Genomic DNA, 23,971 nt, shown 5'->3' with positions numbered 1-23,971 from the left:
GCCGCCCAATCAGGTCCGGGCTGGTGCGGAGCCAGCCCGGACCTTCTCGTCTCGGAGTGCACGGTCAGGACACCTCGCTGACATCGGCTTCGGGCCCAACGCAAAGCTGCACACTGCGTGCCCCTGTCGTCCATGCGCTACGGGCGCTGTCGCTTGCACCCGGAACGACGACGCAGGAGAATCTCGTCCCGCACTTAGCTGCAGCTACTTAACGGGACCGCTTTGATCCACGGCAAACAAGCGGCAGACTGGTTGAGGTCGCTAGGCCGATGCTTGAGATGTCGAGTTAGGCCACCTCGAAGCGTGGCACGTCGGGCTTTTCCTGGGATGCGATCGTCTCGGCCAGATCGCGCAGCGCCTTCGCCATGGCTCGCATCGACTGCGCCTTCTCCTCCAGAACCTCGACCTGCTCCATGGCGACAGTCCGCACTTCCTCAGCCGCCTTTTGGTCGTCCTGCCAGAGACCCAAGAGCCGCTTCACCTCGGCAAGCGGAAAGTTCAAGTCCCGGGCGTGCCGGATGAAGCGCAGCACCGAAATCTCCCTTGACGTGTAGGTGCGATAATTGTTCGGGCGCCGCTCGGCACGGAGTAGGCCGATCATCTCGTAGTGGCGGATCATCTTCGCGGACACGCCGCTGCGCTCTGACGCCTCTTTGATGTTCATCCTTCTGCCCTCATTGCTCAGTTCCATCTTCTTTCCGAAACGCACGAGACAGACCTTCCGATGCGCCGGAATGCGAATCTTTGCCAGAAGGAGGAGGTATTCCCCTGGAAGCTGGGGCGAGGAGCCTGCGGCGCAGATCAGCCATCGGGGAAACTGGCGGCCCTGGGGGTTGCTTAGGGACGCATGGCGAAGCCCTGGACCAAAAAGAACCCCTTTCTCAGCTTGGCCCTGAGCGCCGCCAATGCCTGGGCGGGTGCGGCTCGGGGCATCATGACGGCGCAGGCCAAGCGCCAGATCTCCGCCGCGGCCAAGAGCGGCAAGCCGGCAACGGGCAGAAAGCGGCCAAAGAAGCGGGGCTGAGAGGGCAGGGGGGTGTGCAATCTCTACAGCATGAGCAGCAATCAGCGGGCGCTGGTCGAGCTGATGCGGGTGAGCCGCGACCGCACCGGAAACCTACCGTCGCTGCCGTCCATCTACCCGGACTCCATGGCGCCCGTGGTGCGACGGCTGGAGGGCGGCGATCGCGAGATGACGATGATGCGTTGGGGCATGCCCGGCCCCCAGCAATATGGTGGCCACCCCGTGACCAACATCCGCAACACCGGCAGCCCGCACTGGCGCCGCTGGCTTGGGCCCGCTCACCGCTGCCTGGTGCCGATGACCTCGTTCGCCGAGTGGGAGGACACCAAGCCCAAGAAGACGCCTGTCTGGTTCGCCTTGTCGGAAGACAGGCCGCCCTTCTCCTTTGCCGGGATCTGGACGACCTGGACTGGCACGCGCGGGCCGAAGTCGAGCCCTGTTGAGGGCGAGCACGAGCTTTATGGCTTTCTGACCTGTGACGCGAACGACGTCGTTGGCTCCATCCATCCCAAGGCCATGCCGGTGTTGTTGAGCAAGCCGGAGGAGATGGAGACTTGGCTGGAAGCGCCCTGGGAAGAGGCCAAGGCGCTGCAGCGGCCGCTGCCGGACGCGGAGATGATGATCGTGTCGAAGGGGAACCGCACACCCGGCGTATCCTCGAGGACGAGGCTCTGGCCGAGAAGAAGGCGATTTCGGCCGAGCTTCTCCGCCGTGACGCCCGCGTGGCCGTGGCGCTGGGCGCCATCGAAGTCAGCTGGGGCTACGCCGCCACGGTGCACAAGGCCCAAGGTTCTGGCTTCGGCTCGGTGGGGCTCGTGCTCGACCCGCCTGGTGAGCGCAATCGCTTCGGCCAAGTGACGGACCGCGAGCAGTTCAAGCGCTGGCTTTATACCGGTATTACCCGCCCCGCCCAAAAGCTCATCGTTCTGAAGCCCTGTTGAGAGGCTTCATGGGCTCCCTGGGAGGGCACCAGGGGAAACTTGACCTTTGACAAATTTTGCCAATCTTTGCCATGAAAGCGGACGGAGGCTGCCATGGCGACGATGAATGTTTCTCTGCCCGATGCGATGAAGGATTGGGTCGAGGCACAGGCCAGAACGGGGCGCTACAGCAACGCGAGCGATTACGTGCGCGATTTGATCCGCCGGGACCAGGAGCGGGCGGACCACCTGGCCGAATTGCAGGCGCTGGTCACGGAGGGCATCAACAGCGGCGTCAGCCCTCGGTCTGCATCCGAGATCTTGGAAGCGGCGCGAGACCAAGCCACCAAAGCCTCGCGGGATCATGGCGTATAGAACGACGCTTCAGGCAGATGATGACATCATCGCCGTCTATGTTCGCGGGTACCAAGAATTCGGGCTGACGCAGGCCGAGCGCTACCATGCAGGTCTGATCGCTGCCTTCGAACTGATCGCTGCGAACCCGCGTATGGCTCGTGAGCGGCGCGAACTCGACCCGTCAGTTCGCCTGCACCCCTACCAGTCACATCTCATTGTCTATCTGATCGACAGGGAAGGGGTTCTGATCGTGCGCGTCCTCCAAGGACGGCGGGACTGGGAGCAGCTGCTGTGAAGCCGATGCCTTGCCCGAAAGGCCAGACGTCTTGCCACCCACAGCCCCGAGAGAGGTTCACGGCGGACTGACGGCTTGGTCTAGCGCAACAGTCAGGCGGGAACACTTCGGCCTCCGAACGGAGACCTTGATGCCTCGCCCCTTGCTGCTGGCGGCCGCCCTGGCCGTGCTTTCATCGCCCCTGGCGGCTCAACCCTATCCCTGGATCGCAGGCCCCTCCGCGCCTGCGCAGCGCTCTCCTGCCACCGGTGCGGACACAGGGGGACTGGGCGTGTTCTCCGGCGGCTCCGGCCGCAGCGCGCGGGGCGGCACCACCTCTGGCCTTTCCACGGGCGAGGCAGGCCGGTCGGGCGGCGAGCGCTGGAAGCCGCCCCCGCCGATTCCCGCTGATCCGGCCGTCGTGGCCCCGCTCGCGCGGCATCAGGCCCGGCTGCCGTCCAGCCAGCGCCCCAGCTTGCCACCCTCCGAGCCGCCCATCCCGCGCGCCATCACCGGCTGGAGCGAAGGCGAGGGCTTTTCCAGCCTCGTCCGCCTGCCGCGCTGACCCCTCTCATTCCACCAGGAGCGAACTGCATGCGTCATCTCTTGCTCGCCGGGCTGGCTGCCCCTGCCGTCTCGACCTCGGCCCAAGCCCAAGCCCTTCGTCTCGATGAGTTCGAGATGGCTCCCGCCCGCCGCAGCGAGCCCGCAGCCCCGGCACCGCAAACCGCGCCGCGCGCGGAGAGCCGAACACAGGGCGCACCTTCGGCCACCCAGCCGCGCCCCCAGGCCCAGCCATCCCAGCCCCGACCCGCCCGTCAGTCCGCACCCCGCGATGCCGGGCCCTGGCCCACGGACATCCTGGTGCTGATGCGACGCGCCGTGCCGAACATGCCCACACCGGCGCCCGTGCTTTGCGTCCAGCCTGGTCACACGCAGATCGCGTCCCGCGCCTCGGCCGCGCACGGCATTCCCGCCCATGCGCTGGATCCGCACACGTCGGCGACGAACTGCACGATCCTCGCGGGGTCGAATGAATGGCTCGTGGAGACTCTGCGGCGCTCGCGCATGCACATCGCCCTCTTCGTGATCACGCGCGACACCCGAGCGCCCGGGCCGCAAGCTTTGCGCTAAGCCTCTCTGCCCTCTTGTTTTTCATCGGCGACGGGGAGGGGATTGGCTTTTCCCCCTCCCCGTCGCCCGATTCTTTTCTTTAGTCAGACGCGCAGGTTGAGGCGGCGGACCATTTCGCCTTCGTCTCGGTAGAGGCGCTCGGCGAAAGCGGTGTAGTCGGCGCTGTTCAGATACCATGGCGCCATATCGAAGCGCTCCATGACCTGCAGATGAGTGGGGTCAAAGAGCGCCTTGTGGAAGGCATCGTGCAAGATCTCGACCACTCCCCTATCCATTCCAGCCGGCCCGGCAAAGCCGTAGGGAGAGGCGGAGACGATGTCGGTGCCCGTCTCGCGGAGCGTGGGAATCTCGGGAAAGCGCTTCGAACGCTCGGCGCTCCAGACCACAAGGAGACGCAGCCTGCCGGCCTCGACCAGGGGCGCCCAGCCCGTGGAGTCGGCCGTGGCATCAATCGTCCCCGCGAGGGTGGCCTGCATGTTCTCGGAACCGCCGCGGAATGGGACATGCGTCCAGTTGATCCCGAGTTGCTGGGCGATCTGCTCCATCGTGATGTGAAGAGAGGTGCCCACGCCCGGACTGCCGTAGGTCACCTTGCCCGGATTCTCCTTGGCGTAGGCGAGGAAGTCCTGCCAGGTCCGCCAAGGTCTGTCGGCACGGACGACAACACCAAACAAGTAGCCTGTGACATGAAGGACATACGTGAAGTCCTTCAGCGGGTCGAAGTTGGGCCGGTCCATCATGTGCGGCAGGCGGAAGACGGAGATCGGCAGCTGCGCCAAGGTGTAGCCGTCGGGCCTTGCATCCTTCAGGGCAAGCGCGCCCAACGTGCCGGCCGCACCAGGCTTGTTTTCGATCACGATTGGCTGGCCGAGATGCCGCGATGCGACCTCCGCGATGGCGCGCATCTGGCCGTCCGTTGAACCCCCAGGGGGCCATGGAACAATGAGGCGAATTGGCCGATCAGGGAAACGCGACTGGCCTAGGGCGGGCACGGAGAGCGTGGAAGCGCTGCCCATGGCGCCAAGGGTCGCAAGCGCACAGCGGCGCGTCAGCCGTGACATGGATGAACCTCCCTGAGTATTTCCGGCGTGTCTGGCGACGCCGGTCTCCTTTGATCAGGCCATGGTTGCGCTGATTTTGCCAAGAGGTTTGGCCGGATTGCCTGGGCGTGTTCCGCATCTGCATCAAGTGCTTCAACCAAAACCTGAAGAATAGCCGCGTAGAACCCCGCCTGAGGGCGCTGGCGGCTCCGGCCGCCGCGCTTTCTTCCAGGATTGATTTGATGGCTCGCCTCGACCTCTACCCGCCGGGTGGACCCACCCCGGCCGGGGGATGTCGGGAGGCGAGAGGGCGGAAGGCGCGGTGAACCGCGCGGGTGGGTATTTTGGAGCCGCGGGCCGAGGCCCGCGTGCTCATCCCGTCGTGACGCCCTGCGACAGGCGCGGCCGAAGCGGAGACTGTGACGGCCGAAGCCGTAAATGATTGGCCGGCGGCGCTGGAAGAGCGTGAGCGCCCAGGCGCTTTTCATGCCTCGGTGAATGGCGTCATCGTGGGTGCAACGCGCGACTGAAAGCCCGCTTCGTAACGTCCTTGCCAAGCGCCTGAGCAGGACGGTGGCTGCGGCAATCACGAAGAAGGCGATGGCGGAGCTGGGGAGTGGCTTCGTGGTCGCGTGCGAGGCGACGGCATCGCGCCGTCCAGGCAAAGGTCGCTCAATCACCCAGCGCCGAGGCTGCACGGCGAAGCCGCGCTGGCCCGGCTTTGGGCCCACGAGTTCGGCGCAGACCGTGTTGGCATCAGCGACGCGCTTGAAGGACGTCAGACACCCCTCGAACGCTGCAGACCGCCGCCGCTCACCTCGCCTCAGATCCAATCGCCCCCCGCTTCGAAGCGGGTTCTAGACAGCGTGCCGCAATCAACGGGTGGAAGCCGTCAACCCACCATCGACGACGAGTTCCGTTGCGGTCACGTATTTCGCCTCGTCAGAAGCAAGGAACAGCGCGGCATGGGCCACGTCCCATCCCTCGCCCATCTGGCCGATGGGAACGGCGGCGTTGCGCTTCGCCACAAACCCCTCCAGGTCGCCGCCCGCAAATTGCTCGGCGAGCTTGGCCACCAGCGGCGTGTACATGAGGCCTGGCAGCACGCAGTTCATGCGGATACCGCGCGGAGCATAGGTAATGGCGGTGGTCTTGCTGAAATGGATCAGCCCCGCCTTGGCTGCCGAATAGGCCGCCTGGGGCTTGCCCGTGTAGCGAATGCCCGCCGTCGAGGCGATGCTGACCACGGCTCCCTTTCCCTGCTTCTGCATGATCGGCAGCACCGCGTGGCAGCAGAGGAAAGCGCTCTTGAGGTTGACGGCGAGCTGGCTGTCCCACAGCGCCTCGTCCATCTCACCGGGGATAGCGGGTTCGGACTTGCCGACATTGTTCACCAGCACGTCGATGCGGCCGAAGCGCGCCATGCAGGCCTCGACCAGCCGCGCCACCTCGGTGGAATCCGTGACGTCGCCGGTCGCGATCTCGCAGGTGCCGCCCTCGTCCTGGATGATCGCCTGCGTCTCGCGCGCCGCCGCCTCATTGATGTCCACGCCGAAGATGCGCGCCCCTTGGCGCGCAAAGAGCACCGCGATCGACTTGCCATTGCCCCAGCCGGGGCCGACCGAGCCGCAGCCGGTCAGGAAGACTACCTTGTCCGTAAGCTTGAACATGCGCTCACTCGATCTCGATGTTGGCGGCGCGGATGACGGGGGCCCAGAGCGCCGCCTCCTCCGCGATGAAGCGCGTCGCGCGTTCGGGCGTGGAATCCGTCACGGGCACAAAGGCGATGTCCTCCAGCGCGCGGGCAATCTCGGGCGTGGACATCGCAGCGCGAGCGGCAGCGGCCAGGCGCTCCAGCCGGTCCGGCGGCGTGCCGGGGGGGGCGGCTAGGTAGTTGGCGATGCGGGTCACGATGTCGAAGCCACTCTCGCGCGCGGTCGGCACCTCAGGCACCACCGCTGCGCGCTGCTCGCCGAAGACGGAGATGATCCGGAGCTTCCCCTCGCGGTGCTGGGGCAGCAGCGTCGTGAAGGCGTCCACCGCGAAGGAGATCGTGCCGGAGAGAAGATCCTGGGTCAGCGGCCCGGAGCCTCGGTAGGGCACGTGCACCACATCAAGGTTGCCTGCCCGCATCCGCAGCAACTCCGTCGAGAGGTGCGGGGCGCCGCCGATGCCCGAGCTGCCATAGCTGAGCCGGCCCGGCTGGGCGCGGATTATCGCAATCAACTCGGCTAGGCTGTTCACGCCAAGCCGTGGGTTGACCGCCAGGGCGAGCGGCGTGATGCCGAGGATGGAGATGTGCGAAAACCCCGTCACGGGATCGAAGGGCGGCACGCGACGTGTGAGTGGGCCGGTGATCCCGGCCGTCGGGCTTTGAAAGATCAACGTGTACCCGTCCGGTCGGGCGCGATGCACCTCGCCCGAGCCGATGAGACCGCCCGCCCCGCCGCGATTGTCGACGACAACGGATTGGCCGAGCGCCCGCCCGAAAGGCTCGGCAAACAGGCGCGCAAAAATGTCCGTGTTTCCACCTGGCGGGAACGCCACCACCATGCGGATGCTGGAACTGGGGAAAGGCGCTTGCGCATAGGCGGGGGCGGCCAGCAGTCCAAGGCCGGCAGCAGCGCGCAGGATCTGGCGCTTCTTCACGGTGTTTTCCTCCTCGCCCTCTCGCGGGGCCAGTCATAAGCAAAGCGGCGCGGCCCCGATTGTCAATTTGAGGGTGCGGCGGCCGGGCTGCCACCTACCGAAACGGCGCCAATATCGATGATGCGCTGCCGCACGGCTGGCTCTTCCAGAACCTTGCGGAAGGCGTCGTTCAACGCCGCGATCACCGCGGGTGGGGTGCCGACCGGCCGCCACCAGCGGGTGGACCCACCCCGGCCGGGGGCGTCGGGAGGCGAGAGGGAGGAAGGCGCGGTGAACCGCGCGGGTGGGTAGTTCCGAGCCGCGGGCCGAGGCCCGCGTGCTCATCTCGAAGAAGCCTAGCCGCAGCTACACATACGATGGACGCGCTACGGCCTAAACGTCCTCAAAGCCTCAACCGGAACAGGCCGCAGCTGGGCCGACCACTCAACCTCGTTGGTCTGCAGCCATTCTATTTGCATCGGCCGATGCGCAAATCATTTCGTGAGCCCCGTCTTCGGCGACCAGGTCGCCGCCAGCCAAAGGCCAGAGCCCCGAGGAAGGCTCAATCTGCCGCGGCGGCCAGAATGTCAAAGTGTCTCACCCGGAATCTCTGCCCGAAGAATGGTGCCGGTATCGCTTTCCGTCACATACAAGGTGCGGCCCTCCGGTCCGCCGAAGCACAGGTTGGTGGTGGAGAGCCCGCGCGGCGCACGCAGACGCAGCACCGGCTCACCCAATCGGCTGAACAGCCACACTGACCCTAGTCCGCAATGCGCCACAGCCAGGCGGCCGTCCCGGTGCATGGCGAGACCGTCTGGGCCAGCAAAGCCGCCCGAAAGCTGGATGAAGGCCGCGACCTTGCTTGTCGTTCCGTCAGCATGGAGCGGCAAGCGCCACACTTGGTTCGCGCGGGTCACGGCCAGCAGAAGGTGGCGCTCATCGGGCGAAAGAACGAGGCCGTTCGGGCTTGGAATTCGATCCAGCACGCAATCCACATGACCAGTGCCGTGGCGCAGCCGGTACAGTCGCCCACTCGGATCTTGCAGGCCGCTTTGGCCCTGGTCCGTGAAGTACAGGTCGCCAGCGCGATCAAAGATCAGGTCATTCAGCCCGCGGAAGCCCTCGCGCTTGAGGCGCGGAAGAAACGGCCTTACCTCGCCAGAGGACGGCCGCTCCATCACCATCAGTCCGCGTCGATGGTCGGCGATGAAGAGCCTTCCCTCCGTATCGAAAGCTAGGCCGTTCGGCTCACCGTCATATTCGGCGGCCAAGGTCCATCTGCCCTCCGGCGAGATACGGAACAGCCGGCCAAAGGGGATATCGGAAACCCACAGATTGCCCCCACCGTCGAAGGCCGGACCTTCGAGAAAAGAATGGGTCTTATGGTCTTTGCCAAAGAACCAGTCCGACTCGCGGCCGGCAGAATGAAATTCGCTGGGAAGCTCAGTCCAGATGTCGAGTGTCAGCTCGGGGGGTGGGGCGAACATCGCGTCTCCGGTCAGTCGATGGTGATGTTGGCCTCGCGGACGAGGCGCCCATAGACGTCGCGGCGTTCGCGCACGAAAGCCGCGAAGCGGTCGGGATCGCTGCCTACCGTAATAGCGCCTATAGCCGCAAAGCGGCGTGCTACTGCCGACGTGCCAAGCGCGTGGCGCACTCCAGCATGAAGGCGATCCACGATGTGGCGCGGCGTGCCGGGCGGCGCGAACATTCCGTTCCACTCATCCACCACCACGCTTGGGAAGCCCGCCTCGACGAAGGTCGGCACGTTCGGCAGCGCCGTCACGCGGTTGGCAGACGCGACAGCGAGCGCCTTCAGCCGTCCGTCCTGGACAAGGCTCGTCGCCGAATTCACCGTGGGGAAGGAGAAGAGGACATTGTCGGCGAGGACGTCCTGCATGGCAGCGGAGCCGCCGCGATAAGGAATGTGCTGGATGTCCAGCCCTGCCTCGCGCAAGAACAGCACGCTTGCCAGGTGCGAGCCCGTGGCGTTGCCCGAAGAACCAAAGGAGAGCTGGCCTGGTCGGGAGCGGATGAGCGCCACAAGCCCTGCCAAGTCGTTCGCCAGGGTGCGGGGATGCGTCACGAGCACCTGTGCCAACTGCGTGATCTGCGTGACAGGCACGAAAGCCGAGTAGTCGAAGGCAAGATCGCGAAGAAGGTGCGGGTTCACCACATGACCTAATGCGTCCACCAGGAGAGTGCGCCCGTCTGGAGCCGAGCGGGCCACCTCGGCGGCACCCAGGGCACCACCGGCTCCGCCGCGATTCTCCACCAACACTGGCTGGCCAAGGAATTCGCTGAGCACAGGTGCAATAAGCCGCGAGGTGACGTCGGTGCCCCCACCGGGCGCGTAAGGCGAGACGATGCGGACGGGACCATCGGGAAACGGTCGTTCCTGCGCCTGAGCGGCGGTCCCGGCCACAAGAGGTGCAGCAAATAGGGCGCGGCGTCGCAACATGGACAACATCCTCCAGTCGGCTCTACGGCCTTATGCTTGTTGCTTAGCATACTCGCCCGTAGCGTCGAGGGCTCGGCTCAGGATCAGGATTACCCTTTCATGCATATCCACGCAGGCGCGTTGCGTCAGTTTGTCGCAGACCTTTTTGGTGCGGCAGACGTCTCCCCGGACGATGCGGCGCTCGTTGCTGATACGCTCGTGCGTGCTGACCTGTGGGGTCACAGCTCCCATGGAGTGCTGCGCGCGGCATGGTATCTGGACCGACTGGCAAGTGGCGCGATGCGGGGGCGTGCCAAGCCGGAGCCGATCGTGGATGCAGGGGCCATCGCACTGTGGGAGGCGCATGATGCGATCGGCCAAGTCACCACGCGAGCGGCCATGCTGGACGCGGTCCGGCGCGCCCAGACACACGGGGTTGGCGTAGTCTCGGTGCGCAACTCGAACCACCATGGCGCCCTGGGCTACTTCACCCGCATGGCCGCGGAGCAAGGATGTATTGGCCTGCTCACAACCAATGGCAGCCCAGCAATGGCGCCCTGGGGCGGAAGGCGCAAGCTCGTGGGCAACAATCCGTGGTCCATCGCTGCACCGGCTGGGCGGCATGCGCCGATGATGCTCGACATCGCAAATACGGTGGTCGCTCGCGGCAAGATCTTCCTCGCACGGCAAAAGGGCCAACCCATCCCAGACCATTGGGCCATCGATGGAGATGGCCGCCGTACAACCGACCCAGTTCGCGCACTCGAAGGCGTGATCCTGCCTATGGCCGAGCACAAGGGCTATGCCATCTCCATGATGATGGATGTGCTGTCCGGCGTGTTATCCGGTAGCGGTATCCTCGCCGACGTGAGCGGCCCCTACCAAGCAGCCAAACGCAGCCGCTGCGGTCATCTGGTGCTTGCGCTGAACATCGCGGCTTTTGGGCCGTTGGAGGCGTTCAACGAACGCATGGAGCGCATGGTGGCCGAGACCAAGGCAGTGCCGCTGGCCGAAGGTTTCGAGGAGGTATTTTACCCGGGAGAGATTGAGGCACGGAACGAGGCGCGCTTCAGCATCGAAGGGATCACTTTGCCCGAGCAAACGGCAGCGGATTTGCAGACTGCTGCCACGAGGCTCGGGATTGCGAAGCCGCTCGCGGAGTACGCGTCCCGCTAGGGAGAGTTGTCCTTCAAACTTGTTGACAGCATCGAAGCCGGCGTGCCCTCGAAGCGGGACTGCGCCGGCGCATTCTATGCTTCGGTGAACGGCGTCGTGGGCGCGACGTGGAACTGGCTCAGCCCAGGATAGCCTTGCGCCGCCCGCCCTTCGCACGGGACGCGGCCTCACTGACCTGGGGCCCCTGATAGCCGTCGTCAGGGATCAGCCGCAGCTGCGCCATCCGCCCGGCACGCTCGATTTCCGGCATTTCCAGCGGCACCGGCCAAGCGCAAACGGGCCGCGGCTCATCCGTTGTGCCCTCGCAAGCGAGAAACACGACCCGGCTGACATGGCCTTTCGTATCAGTCTCAACCGCCATGCGGAACATCAGCCCGGTTTCCGCCCGGTCGCCGAGCGCCAGGGTCAGCTGCTGGGATTCCTGCTCGAGCCGGCGAAGCGTCCGAGCCGTTGGTGCCTCGGCATCGCCTCGAAAAAAACGAACGGGCACGGCGTCTGCCCCGGTGCCGATGAGAAATGTGAATGCCATGCCCTCGTCCAGCACCCTTAGCCACGGGTAGGTTTTCTGCTCCGCCACGCGCTGGAGACGGTGGCGCGAGAAAGAAAACGCCCGACAGCCCACAGACCAGGCATCGTCGCCTAGGTCCTCGTTGGCGAGGGCGATCGCATCGCGGCGCGCATTCGCCAGCAGCCGGGCACAGAGCCGAAGCCGATCCTCGCTCAACGCCGGGTGCAGATCCCAGGGCTTCGTCTTGGATGACGGGGAAGGGGAGGGAGCAGCCATGCGCCCTTGTTACTTTGAAAGGTAAGGGAGGTCACCTCAATTTGTCCTGTGGACAGCGGCTCCCGTCCACGGAACACCCCGCGATTCTGCAATCTCTGGCTTTATGAGATTCATCGAGCCTGCTTTTCCTGATTTTGCGTCTAAGCCAGTTGGCAACCACCAAGTGACGAGAGCGGCGGCCGATGTGTGATTGTCGGCAAATTTGACATAGTGAACTTTTGGCAATTGCCCCGAAAAGCCAGCGCGCTGATTTAGGATATTTTTATCGTTTGGCATGCGATTTGCTTCGCTTTTCGCGCCGGGCCCACGTTTTGAGATTCCGAGAGGATCCCGATGGCCTCCAAATCCCTGCTTCGCGAAAGTGGGCGCCCACCTTGGTCGTCTGCCGCACTCTTCGTTTTGCTTTGCAGCACGGCTGTCATGGCCCCTCGTCCTGGGCAGGCAGCGCCCACTGTGATTTCCCCCTTCGAGCAGCTCTACAATGTCGGCACGAATACGATCAGTGCCGCGAGCGGCCAGTACATCCGGGTGGGTGCCACCGTCACGTCCGTCACAGGGCCCAATGGAACCAGCAGCAGTCTAGAAACGATCCGAACCGAACTCCTCCCTGCAAACGGTGGCTTTGCCCAGGGCAGCACGACCAACCTGAGCACCGGCAACCCCTTCACGCGGGATCTGAACTACAATGGCGCTCCCGCGATCGGGGCGCTGTACAACCGCCTCGTGTTCGACAATCCGGCATTGCGCGGCAGCTGGTCGCTGAGCTTCAGCGACGGAACCGGCACCACGACGCGAACCACCGCGGCCATTCCCCAAGGTGCCACCCAGACGCCGTTCGTGCAGAGCGTCGCCGTGAACGGAACGGGCACCAACTCCGTCTTCAGCTGGGCGCCACCGCCCGGCACCACCGTGAATGGCTACCGGGTCAACATCTACGACCAGGGACTGCTCAATCCGAACAACCCAAATGGGCAGATCTTCTCTCGAAACATAGCGTCCACGGTGACGTCCCTCAGCCTGCAGCAAATCCTGAGTCAGCTGTCGCCGGGCAGTGTGCCGGCCGGCTATGACATCAACACGTCGAGCAAGAAGACCATCGAGATCAGCCTCTTGCAGACGCGCGACGGCAGCAACACCAACCTGAACAATACCAACGTTCATGCCCTGTCGCGGGTCTATGCTGACTTCACGACGACGAACACGGGCAACCTGCAAGTCTACCTGCCGACCGCTGTGGTGAACGGCGCGAAGGTCTTCGACTTTCCGGTCCAGCCAAGCCAGATCTATTATATCGATCCCATCCCCGCGACAGGCTACGTCTACGAGATCGGCGCGGGCGACCCCAACTTCGCCTCGGTCCTGCTGCCCGATGAGCAGACCTCTCCCTATCAGCTTTCCTTCATGTGGGGCGGGCTGAGCTTCCTGGAGACGGTGCTGGGCGGGGTGGAGTATTTCTTCCCGGCCGGCGGCGTGTCGAAGTTCACCGTGACAGGCATCAACTCCAGCCTGTTTGAGGCCTTCATCACCGGTCTGAGCTTCACCGGCGCCGGGCAGTTTAACGGCAGCCAGACTCCCATCTTGCCGAACGGGCCAGCGCCGGTGCCGGCGCCGGCCGGGCTGAGCCTCTTGCTCCTCGCCTCGCTGGGCGTGTGGGGAGCCCGGCGCCGCGCTCCCAGCGCGTAACGGAAGCGGGGCGGCGCATCCGGTGCTGCCCCGCTCACCTCTGGGCCATTGCCAAATCGGAAGAAGATTGGCCCGGCCTTCAGGACAGCCTGCTCGAAGCCATGATCGGCTCGAGGGGCCTTTCGCCAGAGGACCGCCTCCCTGCAGTGAGGACAGCAACAGGGCAGGCGGGCCGCACCGAAAACCTACCGCCGGAGGACGCCTGCCGAAGTGGACGGCAGGGCCGAAGCCCAAGCGTCAGTCGGGGATCAGGTCCACCCTGTAGTCGCCCGCCAGCCGGATGATCCAATCGCGGCCCTTGCCGCGGTCGAGCCTCCAGGTGGCACGCCTCACGAGATCGCGAGGCCGGAAGCGCGGACGGAAAAGCAGAACCGCTTGCTGTTCGTCGTGCTGGCGAGAGGTCCAGATGACGCCATCAAACTCGGGCAGGTCCCGCGCCACGGCCTCGGCCCACCGCGCCGTCCGCTGATACGCCGCCGCACCGTGGCACTCAATCATCGACTCCCGCCCCTGGCCGATCAATGCAAGAGTGCCGTTGAAGAATGGCGCCAACTTCAGGTCGCGGGTCGTCACCAACTTGCTCAACGAAAACACGGCGAGGTCCCGCAGGAAGACCTGACGGAGGGCGGGCAGGGGCGGCAGGTCCCGGAACACCGTCTCGAAGGCGGCCGCCACCTGGCCCGTGCCGGCGTAGAGGGTCGGAATGCACCGCCCCTTTCGATCCCAGATCGGCGCGAAGCGGCTGGGGGCACCCAGGCAGGGGTTGAACTCACCGGCCCGGAAGGCGGACCGGTGCAGGCGCCACAGACGGGTGCCGGCCGGCAGGACGCGCTCGCCGAACCTCGGCAAGGGCGAGGGAGGGGCATCGGGAACCAGCATGGCAGCTAGAGGACCGCCTCCTGCGCCTCGCGCTTGGCCGCAGCGACGACCGCCTCCGGGTCGCGGTCCAGCATCTCAAGCGGCGTCTGCCAGTGCCCGAACTCGGGATTCGGCTTGGTGAGCCAGATGGCGAGGTGCCAGCCGTCGCGCTTGCCTTGGAGCGCCGTGATCAGGGAGCGGAAGACTTCTTTGGGCTGGCCGGACGGTCCGAGCTGGAATTCCGGATACAGGCGCTTTGCCCCGTCCTGGACAAAGAACACGCGCTTCGCGCTGACCCAGCCATTAAGCAGGGCTGACGGGTTGGCGGTCTCGCTGCCGACCAGGGCGGCGATCTCGGCGGCCGTCAGGGACCGGTGGCGGCGCAGCCAGTCCTTCCGGATCTCGGCCCAGCGCTCGGTGACACTCGCAGGAAGGTTGTCGGAAATCCCGGCCTCGGGTGGGATCTGCTGCAGCTGATCCAGCGTGCGCTCGACCGCCTCGGGGCCGAACCTCTCGGCGGCCGCCACAGCTTGTTGGATCACTCGGGAGTATTCGGGCTTGAGACGCTGCGTGATTGCGCCCTCAGGGCCACCGCGACGGATGAGAGCAAGGGGGGTGCCTCGACCGGGCGCCTTGTCCCGCACCCCAGCCTTTCGGGTCCCGCCCGCCTTGAGGGAGTCTGCCTTCGATCGGGCCTTTCCGCTCTTGGCTCCCGCCTCGCGCCCCAACTCGGCCATGCTCTTAGACCTCTAAGTTCATTTAGCCCTCTAATACATAAGGAGGGGTCGGGGTTCCCGCAAGGCGAACCTGGGTTTAGGCCCAAGGCGCGCCGGGACCCTTCGCCTCCTTTTGGTTTGAAAGCGCAGTCTCCTCATCAAGGCGCGAAATCTGGGCTTCGACCCGCCGCACGCCCCAAGCCATCTGAGTGCCCAGAGTCTCGGAGACGGTGGAGGCCCGGGACAAAGCCACCTCATAGTCGTCGAACTGACGTCCCACCGTCTTCTCGAACGTGCGTCGCAATGACCGCACCGCCGTCAGCCGCCGCATCCACCCTTTATGCGATGCCTCCGCAGCCTCCAGCATCTCTCGAAGCACCGGGCCCCAGATCGGGTCCTGGTAGTGCCACTGTCGAACGGCCGCGAGATAGCTGCCGAGCAGGACAGGGCCGTCGCTCCCCTTCCACCACTTCTTGCCACAAGACTTGGTGACCGGGCCGAGCTGGAAGCGACCTTCGGGTGTCGTGAGACCCAAAATTTCCCAGGCCACCCCGAGGATCGCAGCCTCAGCCGCAGTCATCTCCGCAGCCAGTGAGGCCTGGGCCACCCGGAATTCGACCCGCTTCCGCCAATCCGCACTTTGCGTGAAATGCAGGCGAGGGCTGTGGCGAAGCCATGCACTCAGGAAGGCGGGCGCCGGACCAGCATCCGCCTTGCACAGCGCGTCGTGGATTTCCTGTTCTTCCGTCTTCAGATCAGCCTGCTCCATCTCCATCCGCTCTTCGGAAGGGACGTCCTCGTGGACAGCCAACTTCGCCGGCACGTGGCGCAGGAAGGCGAGCATCTGCATCGGAAGAGACTTCTTGGGCCGGGCCTGTGCGAACCGATAAGGTTCGGAATACCGATGCAGCAGACCCTCAAACGGCGCAACGCGGCGCAAGAGGCCGCCAAGGAGCTTCGGCTCCCTTGCCGGATGTCCGCTTTCCCGAGGCGGCGCCAGTGCACACAAAAGCGTCAAGGCATCCGAATGCGACAATTGGTCCAGAACCTCGCCCTCCAGGGCGAACTTGAGCCGGTTCTCCAGAAGCCGGTGCACGCGAATGCATTCGATCAGGGCTCGCGCTTCGCTTCCTTCCAAAACCGCCCGCGGAAACCACACCCCGGCCGGCTTGGCCGTCGCCATTGTTTTGATCAGGTGCTCAGGAGGGCTTGTGATTGCCTCGTCCCGGTCGAGCAGGAACCGCAGGACCAATCGCGCATCCGAATCCTGCACCGCCCCTAGCAGACTCTCGCAGTACGTGCGGTCCAGCTCCGGAAACGCCCCATCATCCAACATCGGAACGTCTTCAGGACGGTCAATCGTCCACTTGACGCGCTCCCGGTCCAAAGGGGCGAGGTTCCGCTTGACCTTCTCAAACGCATCCTTGCGCGCATCCAGCGGCATGGAGGCCAGGGCGAGGGCCTCATCGTTGCTATCGCGCAGATACTCCTCCCGATGAGCCCGCCACAGCGCGTTGCTCTCTTCCTCCCACTGGAAAGCATCCTTGGCCCGCCGAGGCGCCGGTACGCCAGCGCCCCCGGCGGGAATCCGCCGGGGGGCCGGTTGAGCAGCGTGGGGTGAGCTGACACTCTTTCGGTCGCTCGACATCGTCACGACTCCTTCTCACCTCAGGCCGCCGCGTCCTTGGGCTCCTGCTTCTTCTTAGGGAGCAGGGCGAAGCCATTCTTCTCGCCCTCGACCGTGCCGATGATCACGCCAGCGGCCGCCACTTCATCCTGCCACCACACGCGGAACTCCTCGATCTCCCGGCCAACCTCGAGCCGATTCTCGCGGGTGTTCTCCAAGCCGAGCGCCTGGATGAACTCCACCTTGGTCATGCGCGAGACATCCTTATGGCGCCGCGTCTGAACCTCCTTCATCGACATGAGAGAGGACGTTCCGATCGGAAAGCGGACCGCGCGCGACGCGTGCTTCGAATACGACCGCAGCAGCTCCCCGAGGCCGGGGTTATCGTTGGGAACCATCAGTCGCTCGACGGGGGCCGAAAGGGCGAGCGTGACCTTCGCATTCGGAAGGTGCGGCAGGACGAGCTTCAGCGAAGCCATTGCGCCCTTGATCGTGTCTCCGTCCGTCGAGAGCGGGACGACGAGATGGATCTCGGCATCGAGGTCGTTGAGTTCGTCCTTGCCGCCCCCCTTTAGCCACTCCGCGAAGCGGATGTCGGAGTTGGAGCCGGTATCCATCACCACCGACTTACCGGCCTCAACGCTGTCGCCAATGAACGAGGCGCCCTTGTCCCAGAACCGGGCCAGGATCTTCGCGTCCGCCCGCAGCTGCCGATCGGTCTCGGCATTGAAGGGCAGATAGGCACAGTCGATCCGATCCTTGTAGAGCGGGGTGATACGCTCGTCCTGCTCGGCTTCGACCAGAGCGACCTCGATCTTCCCCTCCAGGAAGGCGTCGATCAAGGCGCAGGAGAGCGTGGTCTTGGTTCCGCCGCCGCGGCGGTTGATGACGATGACGACCTTCGGCTTGGTCACGATTTGGGCCGTTGAAGAGTTAGGCTTCATGGAACTTCTCCTTCAATGGATTGGCGTTACGTGCACCGGCTGCTGTTCAGCGGCTCGGTAGAATTGACTTTCCCGCTCCTCCCCGTCGTACGAGGCAGATGATGATCTGGCCCGCCTTAGGGGCTGGCGTTGGAGGATTTCTGGACAAGCGATTTTCCTTTCAGTGGCGACAAATCGGGATCAGCGCATTCCACGGTGCTCCCTGATGCAGCAGACAGCCGTGCTTTCGCTTGCTCGTCTGCTTCCTCTTCATTCTTTCGGGCCTCCTCTCGCTGCTCCTTGCTGAGCCGGGTGATACTCGGCATCTGAAATCCGCCAGAAATGCCCTTGCCCAGCACCCCGCCTTCCTGGATGAGCATCACCGGCGTCTCGGCATCACCATCGTCCTGGTCCTCTTCCTTCGAAGGCACTGCCTCCGGTCGCTTTCCCTTCTCAGATTGCTCGACACTCGAAAGGGAAATAGTCGTCCCATTTCCAGACCCAAATTCATGGTTAGAGGTCGAATGCGGCGCAGCTGATGAACCCCCAACGCCACCACCCGCCGAGCGCCGATCAGCCGCAGCGGCCTTCACGTTGCGGCTCGCCAGGGCCACGTCGAAGCGCGACGACAGCTTGGCGTTGGCTTCACGGAGCTGCCGACTTTCCTTCGCACGAACACCCCGGATGGCATCGAGCAGAGCCTGCCGTGCCCGAGCGGGGCAGAGCGGAATGTCGGAAATCAGCGACGGGCTGGCCTTGTACGCCTTCGCGCGCGTCTTCCTTCCCTTGAAGACGCGGTTCGCTTCGCTCCGCCCCTTCGTATAGGTGACGAGGCTCATCCCCGGCTCTTCCTCCACCCCGAGCTGGTGGTAGATCATTCGCTGGCGTTCGGTGATCAGTGCGTTGACCTCCTCGGCCAACACATCTTCGGCCTGCATGTCATCAATGAGTGGTGTCAGCCAAAGAACGGTCTTGCTCCCGACAATGAGAGCCCGGCCCGGGTCGCGCTCACGGGCGATGTTCACCGCTTGCCCAAGCACCAAATCCAGGCCGGACAACCAGACGCCAGCCTGGTCCGGCCAGTACCGCCGGAAATAGGTCGAGATCTCTTCGGGCTTTTCGCGATCAAGCGCGCCTTCGATGAATTCACGACGGTCGGCCGTTCGCATGATAAGCGGCGCAGCTTCCTCAGCCATGTGCCTGATCCTCAATTCCCAGCCCACGCAGAGCTTGTTGAGGAAATGGATAGCAAAACGTCGCATCACAAATCTGCTGGCGGTTGGGGCGCAGAACCAGCCGACGTGCGGACTGACGATCGGGCGATTACGCTGAGAAGAAGAAGCTGGAACCGTTGACTTGCCGGGGTTTCAGCCTGGCCGCTCGTCGCTTCTTTGTTTGCTCGCACGCCGCATCACACGGGAAAGGGTCGCCAGCACAACGTGGTTTTTTTCGTGGCCGCTATCGCCACCCCAGAGCCAGCACGCCTCAAACAAGGAGCAAGCGGCTCGCACTTCACTCCCCGGCATATCCGACAAGGAGGCGCCCATGTGCACATACTTCGCCGCCACCCGCATGCTCTCCCCACCAACAGCACGCATCGCTGGGCACAAACGCACCGGATGCCCTTCACCAAGATTTGCTGCTGCATCGCCCGGCGGATGAGCGTGCCGACGGACGGACGGACGATCGGACGATTAGCCAAAAGCCAGTACCGAAATTCCCAGGAAGAGTGCGGGCTTCATGGCAGCGCGGCGTCGCACGCCGTGACACATCCGTCGCTGGTCAGACCCTTCTCAAGCTCGCGCCCAAAGCCCCGTCTCCTTCCTTGCCTCCAGCCTTTTCTCTCTCAGGAAGCCGATATCGGAGGACCAGGGGCCCAGGCTACGACGTCATCCAGAAGGGCGGCCAAGCACCCCTCTGATAAGGCCGATTCGTGTGGCGTGAGGGCATGACCGCTTCCCGGTGCCCAGTCCTCCAGACACGCCAGCAGAGACAGCCCAACAGTCACACCAAGAATGGCCCTTGCGGGGTGCTCCTGAGCCCAAAACGGCGGTTTCCTGCGGGTTTTGGCGCCTGTGGCGGGCGTGGGGTTGGCCCGAGCGCAGCATCGTCCAAACGGCCGATTTTGCCCCGTTCTGGGGCGCTGCACCTGCCTGTCGGCAGGCCAAGATGCTTTTTTGAAGGGAGGGCGGCGGGGGTGCTCGCGACCTTCACGAGCCTTCTTTTCACCCCCAGCTGGGGCGTGGCGGGGAGGTCCAAGACGCAATTTCGACCCCCCTCGCTGCCGTCTTCCCAGATCCCAAACGACCCCTTCCTCCCCCTCCTGAGGACCTCCTCCGACCCCTCCCGCTGACCCTCTCCGACCCCCTCTCTGCATCCTTTCGAGCTGTCCTTTCGGACCGGTCGAGACCCCAGTTTTGGTTCCCGCTGCTCCTGGTCGGTGGTGCCTGGCGCCAAGTTTCTCACCCCGAAATTTCTCTTCGGTGAGGGCGCGCACTACTTCCGAGAGGTGGGCTGGCTGGAGAGAAGGAACAGGGGGCAAGCACGTCAGAAACGTCGGACACTTTGCAGTCCAGCGTCTGGCTTCCCCCTCTTCCCGATGCACTCGGCCCTTCCGCGGCACCCGTCTTTGCCCCCGATCGAAGCTTCGAGGTTGAGGTGAGAATCATGTCAGGCAGCCGATCTAAGAAGGCCAAGATCGACGTCAGGGTCGAGGAAGGATTGAAGCAGCGTCTGCAGGTCCAGGCGACGGCGGACGGGGTCGATCTTGCCGACATCGTTCGCAAGTATCTCGAGTTCATGGCGAATGCGGTGGAGGTGGGTCAGGCCACGATCGGCTCGCCTTCTCCCCCTCCTCCGACCGAGCTTCCACCCAGCGAGGGTCCGCCGGCCCCCCTCAGCGGCGCGATGCTGGACCAGCTCTGCAAGCCGAGTGATGTCGTCATGTTCCTGCACGCGACCGAGGGCGTGATCCACATCGCGGCTCCCTGGTCCAGGGCCAAGACGATTTCCTGCGTGAGCGTCGATGTGATCCATCGGGCCTGGGCAGCGCTGGATCGGGTTCGTCGCGAGGGAGATGCCGGATCGCATGCGATTGGCCTGCGGGGGGCGGTTTCGGCCCACCTCTCGCTCATGCAGCTTTGCTTCCGCGAGATGAAGCAGCTCCGAAACCCCGGGCAGACCCGCGAACGCGTCGAGACGACACTGGCATTGGCGGAGAATGTGCTGCGCGCGGCGGCAGACGAGATCCTCGGGGTCGGGGAGGGCGCGTTATGATCATCGACAAGACCAAGGTCGCGAAGGATTGCTTGGCCGAGCACGCCGAGTACCTGGATCACGAGTCCAAGTCGGAGGGGTTCCACCAGCTTGAGGACCCGGACGGGTTGATGGTCATGGCTCCCACCGCTGGAGAATTCGCGGTTCGCGTCCTGGCCGAGGGCGAGGCATTGGGGGCACGCACAGGCTTGGGAGCGCTCTCGATCGTGATTTCGCCAGGCGAAGGCAAGACGCTCAGCGCTCGTGACTGGATCGAGGTGATCGACATCACCTTGGAGGTGCTCGGCTGGGAAGATTCTCCCCGCAAGGCCGTGCTGCACGACAAGGATCGCCCCGTCAGCCAGAAGACAGGCCTCGCGGCCCTTCCTCAACACATGCACCTCGAAGTCCCGGGGTATGAGCCGGTCATCGGGCTCCGGCGCAGCCTGCACAAGTTCAGCCAGCGCGGCGAGTTGGCGGCCCGGTGTATCGAGAACTACCTGGGGCACCGGCATGTGCTCGGAAATCACGCCCAGGCGAACGAGCGGGAATTGCGGGAGCTGGCTGAGGGCCGCACCGAATTTGATCGGCCCCTCTCCTATGACCCGGCCGCCACCGCGGCAGGCATCCGCGAGGAAGCCGCGCGGCAGCTGCGCGATGCCGGTCAAGACCCGTCGGACGATCCCGACACCCTCATGGCGGCTTGGACCAAACACTGCTCGCCTCGGCAGCTTCGGGACGATCCTGCCCGCAAAGCCGAGGCGGAAGGGATCAACGTCGAGAAGATCGCTGCGGCGTTTCACCGGGCCTGGAGCGAGGCGTCGAGCGGTGCGGAGTTCATTCCCCTGTTTTTCAAGGGGCGCTGCGCCGCCTACGGGCTCCAACTGGCAATGGACGAACGAGGGAACGTCCTGGGCCTGGATGGCGAAGGGAAGTGCCACTCCCTGACCGCGTATATGCAGCGCGTCCAGGAGGCAGGGTTGGATGCAAAGAACCCGGTGGATACTCCCGCGCTGCTGACAGCGATGAAGAAGATGCGGCTCCCGTCCCTCGCCGAGGCACGGCGGAAAGCCATCCCAGCGGCGCGAAAGGCCTATACGAAGGAGCGCGGCATCCTCGGCCGGCAACGCGGCCTGGCTCGGAAGAAGAAGGATCTGGCGACCGAGCAGGCAGCCGAAGCGGCAATCGAGGCACTCGACCGACGCTCGCTTCCCCTGCTCACGAGCCCCAACATTAAGCCGCCCTCGGGCGATGGAGAGCTTCGCAAGGGCAACGTGCATTTCGGCTCGCATCTCCCGGAGGGGCTCTTGGTCCGAGGGGAGGGGCCGGTGGATTGCGATCGCGCAGTAGAGGCCTTTCGGACGCGGATGACTTCGAAGGTCCTGAAGATCGACATTCGAGGCGGCCGTCGTGAGGACCATCTCGAACTGACCCGCGCGGCCCTCAAGCGGGGGCTCACGGTCGAGGGCGGCTACGAAACCCGAACGCCTGGCTTTGTGCTCATGCCTTACGTGAAGGCAAAGGCCGCTCCGGCCGTTGCCGAGCAGCCCATCGAGGTCGAGCCCGTGAAGCCGCAGACCCGCGATGAGGACATCATCGTTCTGCGCCCTCTGGAGGTGCGCCACGACCCCGCCAAGTCTCCGCTCGGAGAGATCTCAATCGTGGGGCGCGGCGATGGTGCTCCCCTGGGCGAGCGGCCGCCCATGGCTGCGCTGTCCAGTCCCCGGGCCGATGCGACTGGGGCGGCTCGGCAAGTGCGAGAGACCGACCCGTTTACGGCGCGGATACTCAAGCGGAATGCTGACCTCAAAGCGAGGGAATCCCGGCTCCAAGCCAAGGCTGCATCGCGAGCCGCCGCAAACCCCGCGATCAAGGCTGTGGTGCCGTCCACTCTCACGCCCGTTGCTGACGCTCGTCCGATCCTGCAGTCGCCCCTCCCCGTGGCTGCCCCTGCCGGCCGGCCCCAGCCTGCAACTCCGCCCATGACCCCGGTGCTGACAGAGCTGTCCGATGCGGCGCGGCCGGAATTGGTTCCCTCTGCTACTGCGCCAGTCGGGCCTCCCATCGCACCTTTTTCGCCTGCTGCGATCTCGATTGAGGCGCCCAAGACCGAGGCTGCGCCGGTCATGGTGTTGACGTCCAAGGATGCTGCGGCCGCCTCGCATCAGAAGCCCGCCGACGATTACGCATCGCAGCGCACGAAGCATGAGAAGGCGATCATGGAAGTGAACCGCCTAATCGCGGAGAAGTGCGCGCCTGCGCTCCGAGAACTCGAAGCTTCGGTCACCCAGTTGTCGGCCCTCCATGTGCAGGGCCGAACCCTGCGTGAGCACGAGACACGCTGGAAGGAAAAGGGGCTCTCAGAGGAGGAGATCACCAAGAAATTCGTCCAATCTCTTGATCAAAAGGGTTTTGACCCGAAGCCGATCACCGAAAGCTTTGAGCATGTTCTCCGTGCCAGCGAGCAGCTGGTGGACGCGGTTGTGGAGGCACGGCGCGCGAGCGTCTCGTCGGAAGGGCTCACAGACGAGCAGTTCGGCAACCTCTCCGCGATCTGCGTTCGCGGTCGCGAGCTGGCCCAGGACATCGACATGCCCTCATGGCTGGCCGCCGTCTCCACGGTGCTTGAGCGAACCCGCACACCGTCGTACTTCTCGGAACCGCTTGACGTCGCAAGCATTCCTTTCTTTCTGGATATCAACCTCAATCCTTCGAGGCTGGAGCGCCGGAACGGCAACAAGCCTTTCCACCGCACCGATGAGGAGCTTGAGCGACTCAAGCATCAGCACCGGCCGCTGCCTGCTCTCATGGAGACGCAGTTCGACCAGGATGATCCCGAGATGGTTCGACAGAGCGAGGCCGGGGTGGAAATCCAATTGGATATCGGGACGATGCGCGTGCAGGGCGAAGACGGCCGGATACACTGGCAGGTGCTGGCCGAAGACGGCACCACTTCGTGGCGCCAAGAACCGCCCTCCGAGGCGAGCCGAGCCATTCAGACAGCCAAGGCGCCCGAAGAAAAGACGGTCCAGAACAACTCGACGCAGCGCCACACAATGTCTGGGTCGGCGCGGTGACGAGATGGCTTGCCGTGTTCTGAGGCGGCCGCTTTCTTTCCTCGGCCCGACCCTG

23 protein-coding genes and 1 pseudogene are annotated in these 23,971 nt (G+C 64.6%); 11 read left to right on the top strand and 13 right to left on the bottom strand.

The window, feature by feature from the left end; all coding sequences use genetic code 11:
- Positions 1 to 286 precede the first annotated feature (286 nt).
- The gene (locus JTJ31_RS15545; protein WP_207539639.1) at positions 287 to 664 is read right to left on the bottom strand and encodes a MerR family transcriptional regulator; all 378 of its coding nucleotides are present in this window, start codon (positions 662 to 664) and stop codon (positions 287 to 289) included.
- A 183-nt stretch (positions 665 to 847) separates the two neighbouring features.
- Here JTJ31_RS15545 and JTJ31_RS15540 point away from each other — a divergent pair, with 183 nt between their 5' ends.
- The 7 genes from JTJ31_RS15540 to JTJ31_RS15510 all read left to right on the top strand — a co-directional run bounded on the left by JTJ31_RS15540 (position 848) and on the right by JTJ31_RS15510 (position 3,709).
- On the top strand, positions 848 to 1,024 hold the full coding sequence (locus JTJ31_RS15540) for a hypothetical protein (protein WP_207539638.1): 177 nt from the start codon (positions 848 to 850) through the stop codon (positions 1,022 to 1,024).
- Positions 1,025 to 1,036: 12 nt separating this feature from the next.
- Positions 1,037 to 1,882 (top strand): SOS response-associated peptidase, encoded by an 846-nt coding sequence (locus JTJ31_RS15535; protein ID WP_328805756.1) that lies wholly within the window; start codon positions 1,037 to 1,039, stop codon positions 1,880 to 1,882.
- Entirely contained in the window at positions 1,831 to 1,965 is a 135-nt protein-coding gene (locus tag JTJ31_RS25390; protein WP_408015424.1) for a hypothetical protein, read from the top strand. Before JTJ31_RS15535 ends, JTJ31_RS25390 begins: the two co-directional genes overlap by 52 nt.
- A gap of 93 nt (positions 1,966 to 2,058) precedes the next feature.
- Complete coding sequence (locus JTJ31_RS15525; protein ID WP_207539636.1) at positions 2,059 to 2,319, top strand: type II toxin-antitoxin system ParD family antitoxin; 261 nt, start codon at positions 2,059 to 2,061, stop codon at positions 2,317 to 2,319.
- Positions 2,309 to 2,596, top strand: a complete 288-nt coding sequence (locus JTJ31_RS15520) for a type II toxin-antitoxin system RelE/ParE family toxin (RefSeq protein WP_207539635.1) — start codon at positions 2,309 to 2,311, stop codon at positions 2,594 to 2,596. The genes JTJ31_RS15525 and JTJ31_RS15520 overlap by 11 nt, the downstream gene beginning before the upstream one ends.
- A gap of 130 nt (positions 2,597 to 2,726) precedes the next feature.
- Positions 2,727 to 3,140: a hypothetical protein gene (locus JTJ31_RS15515; RefSeq protein ID WP_207539634.1), complete on the top strand. Its 414-nt coding sequence runs from the start codon at positions 2,727 to 2,729 to the stop codon at positions 3,138 to 3,140.
- 29 nt (positions 3,141 to 3,169) lie between these two features.
- A complete protein-coding gene (locus JTJ31_RS15510) occupies positions 3,170 to 3,709 on the top strand; it encodes a hypothetical protein (protein WP_207539633.1) in 540 nt (179 codons plus the stop codon).
- 83 nt (positions 3,710 to 3,792) lie between these two features.
- On the opposite strand, the gene JTJ31_RS15505 is transcribed toward JTJ31_RS15510, so the two are convergent.
- The 6 genes and pseudogenes from JTJ31_RS15505 to JTJ31_RS15480 all read right to left on the bottom strand — a co-directional run bounded on the left by JTJ31_RS15505 (position 3,793) and on the right by JTJ31_RS15480 (position 9,838).
- Complete coding sequence (locus JTJ31_RS15505; RefSeq protein WP_236020284.1) at positions 3,793 to 4,614, bottom strand: tripartite tricarboxylate transporter substrate binding protein; 822 nt, start codon at positions 4,612 to 4,614, stop codon at positions 3,793 to 3,795.
- Between the two features lie 677 nt (positions 4,615 to 5,291).
- A pseudogene (locus JTJ31_RS15500) lies at positions 5,292 to 5,474 on the bottom strand (transposase); the annotation flags it as partial.
- A gap of 150 nt (positions 5,475 to 5,624) precedes the next feature.
- Complete coding sequence (locus JTJ31_RS15495; protein WP_207539631.1) at positions 5,625 to 6,419, bottom strand: SDR family NAD(P)-dependent oxidoreductase; 795 nt, start codon at positions 6,417 to 6,419, stop codon at positions 5,625 to 5,627.
- 4 nt (positions 6,420 to 6,423) lie between these two features.
- On the bottom strand, positions 6,424 to 7,398 hold the full coding sequence (locus JTJ31_RS15490; RefSeq protein WP_207539630.1) for a Bug family tripartite tricarboxylate transporter substrate binding protein: 975 nt from the start codon (positions 7,396 to 7,398) through the stop codon (positions 6,424 to 6,426).
- A 566-nt stretch (positions 7,399 to 7,964) separates the two neighbouring features.
- Complete coding sequence (locus JTJ31_RS15485) at positions 7,965 to 8,864, bottom strand: SMP-30/gluconolactonase/LRE family protein (RefSeq protein ID WP_207539629.1); 900 nt, start codon at positions 8,862 to 8,864, stop codon at positions 7,965 to 7,967.
- An 11-nt stretch (positions 8,865 to 8,875) separates the two neighbouring features.
- Positions 8,876 to 9,838, bottom strand: coding sequence for a Bug family tripartite tricarboxylate transporter substrate binding protein (locus JTJ31_RS15480; RefSeq protein ID WP_207539628.1), 963 nt, complete (start codon positions 9,836 to 9,838; stop codon positions 8,876 to 8,878).
- 99 nt (positions 9,839 to 9,937) lie between these two features.
- Here JTJ31_RS15480 and JTJ31_RS15475 point away from each other — a divergent pair, with 99 nt between their 5' ends.
- A complete protein-coding gene (locus JTJ31_RS15475) occupies positions 9,938 to 10,993 on the top strand; it encodes an Ldh family oxidoreductase (protein WP_207539627.1) in 1,056 nt (351 codons plus the stop codon).
- 118 nt (positions 10,994 to 11,111) lie between these two features.
- Here JTJ31_RS15475 and JTJ31_RS15470 read toward each other — a convergent pair whose 3' ends face one another.
- A complete protein-coding gene (locus JTJ31_RS15470; RefSeq protein ID WP_207539626.1) occupies positions 11,112 to 11,717 on the bottom strand; it encodes a hypothetical protein in 606 nt (201 codons plus the stop codon).
- 513 nt (positions 11,718 to 12,230) lie between these two features.
- On the opposite strand from JTJ31_RS15470, the gene JTJ31_RS15465 reads away from it, so the two are divergent.
- On the top strand, positions 12,231 to 13,460 hold the full coding sequence (locus tag JTJ31_RS15465) for a hypothetical protein (RefSeq protein WP_207539625.1): 1,230 nt from the start codon (positions 12,231 to 12,233) through the stop codon (positions 13,458 to 13,460).
- Positions 13,461 to 13,697: 237 nt separating this feature from the next.
- On the opposite strand, the gene JTJ31_RS15460 is transcribed toward JTJ31_RS15465, so the two are convergent.
- The 5 genes from JTJ31_RS15460 to JTJ31_RS15440 form a co-directional block, all read right to left on the bottom strand.
- A complete protein-coding gene (locus JTJ31_RS15460; RefSeq protein WP_207539624.1) occupies positions 13,698 to 14,339 on the bottom strand; it encodes an RES family NAD+ phosphorylase in 642 nt (213 codons plus the stop codon).
- Between the two features lie 5 nt (positions 14,340 to 14,344).
- On the bottom strand, positions 14,345 to 14,860 hold the full coding sequence (locus JTJ31_RS15455; protein WP_207539623.1) for a hypothetical protein: 516 nt from the start codon (positions 14,858 to 14,860) through the stop codon (positions 14,345 to 14,347).
- 271 nt (positions 14,861 to 15,131) lie between these two features.
- A complete protein-coding gene (locus tag JTJ31_RS15450; RefSeq protein WP_207539622.1) occupies positions 15,132 to 16,682 on the bottom strand; it encodes a hypothetical protein in 1,551 nt (516 codons plus the stop codon).
- A gap of 20 nt (positions 16,683 to 16,702) precedes the next feature.
- Positions 16,703 to 17,605: a hypothetical protein gene (locus JTJ31_RS15445; RefSeq protein ID WP_207539621.1), complete on the bottom strand. Its 903-nt coding sequence runs from the start codon at positions 17,603 to 17,605 to the stop codon at positions 16,703 to 16,705.
- A 116-nt stretch (positions 17,606 to 17,721) separates the two neighbouring features.
- Positions 17,722 to 18,780 (bottom strand): hypothetical protein, encoded by a 1,059-nt coding sequence (locus JTJ31_RS15440; protein WP_207539620.1) that lies wholly within the window; start codon positions 18,778 to 18,780, stop codon positions 17,722 to 17,724.
- A gap of 1,369 nt (positions 18,781 to 20,149) precedes the next feature.
- Between JTJ31_RS15440 and JTJ31_RS15435 the strand changes: the two genes are divergently transcribed.
- The gene (locus tag JTJ31_RS15435) at positions 20,150 to 20,860 is read left to right on the top strand and encodes a hypothetical protein (protein WP_207539619.1); all 711 of its coding nucleotides are present in this window, start codon (positions 20,150 to 20,152) and stop codon (positions 20,858 to 20,860) included.
- Positions 20,857 to 23,916 carry a hypothetical protein gene (locus JTJ31_RS15430; RefSeq protein ID WP_207539618.1) on the top strand — a complete coding sequence of 1,020 codons (3,060 nt, stop codon included), beginning with the start codon at positions 20,857 to 20,859 and terminating at the stop codon, positions 23,914 to 23,916. Before JTJ31_RS15435 ends, JTJ31_RS15430 begins: the two co-directional genes overlap by 4 nt.
- Positions 23,917 to 23,971 lie beyond the last annotated feature (55 nt).

Origin of the sequence: Sabulicella rubraurantiaca, assembly GCF_017355885.1 — a bacterium.
GTDB classification, from domain to species: domain Bacteria; phylum Pseudomonadota; class Alphaproteobacteria; order Acetobacterales; family Acetobacteraceae; genus Roseococcus; species Roseococcus rubraurantiacus.
Note: the sequence above shows the minus strand (reverse complement) of the source record. Positions and strands in the feature narration are given on the sequence as shown.